The sequence below is a fragment of the Oleiphilus sp. HI0117 genome (assembly GCF_001635235.1).
Genome location: NZ_LWGA01001171.1, coordinates 1 through 558 on the forward strand (window position 1 = coordinate 1; position 558 = coordinate 558).

Here is a 558-nt window from a genome sequence, read left to right on the forward strand (position 1 = left end):
GGGTCTGAAAATGGTCAAGAAAAACATCTCGGCTTATGTTAGGGATTTGGTGTTCTGCGGCAATTTTGGCGGCAACCGAGTTGGCAGAGGTGCGACTATCCAAGAAAAAGAAGGGGTGCTGTTTAACCGTTTCCATTACCCACTCCATAACCTTGTTTTGAGTTGTCAACTGACTGCCCATATGGTTATTCAGGCCTACCATATGCGGAATCGAGATAAAGCTTTTTCGCAAGGTTTGCTTAATTTGCATCTCACTCATGTTTTCGGTTAAACCGCCCTTACCGAGCTTAATCCCAAGCTTATTTTGCATGGGCGAGTGGAGCATGATTTCCTTACCATTCTCTTTAGCTCTTTCGATTAGGGTTCGTGTATGGCGTCTTTCTGGTAGAAAAGACAAAGTAAGGGGGTAGGGTAGGTCAATTAATCGGGAGCCGTTCTCCAGGTGATTCCCCATATCGTCAATGACGATTGCGATGGTCGGTTGCTGCTTTTGCTCTGCAGCAACGGGAAAAGCAAGCACGACAGTAGTCAGGATAAAGGTGACTACTGTACTGAGCT

The 558-nt window shown here is 46.1% G+C and carries 1 protein-coding gene; it reads right to left on the reverse strand.

What is annotated here, in order from left to right:
* On the reverse strand, positions 1-558 hold a 558-nt coding region (locus A3757_RS20715), incomplete at both ends, for a divergent polysaccharide deacetylase family protein (protein ID WP_156506461.1).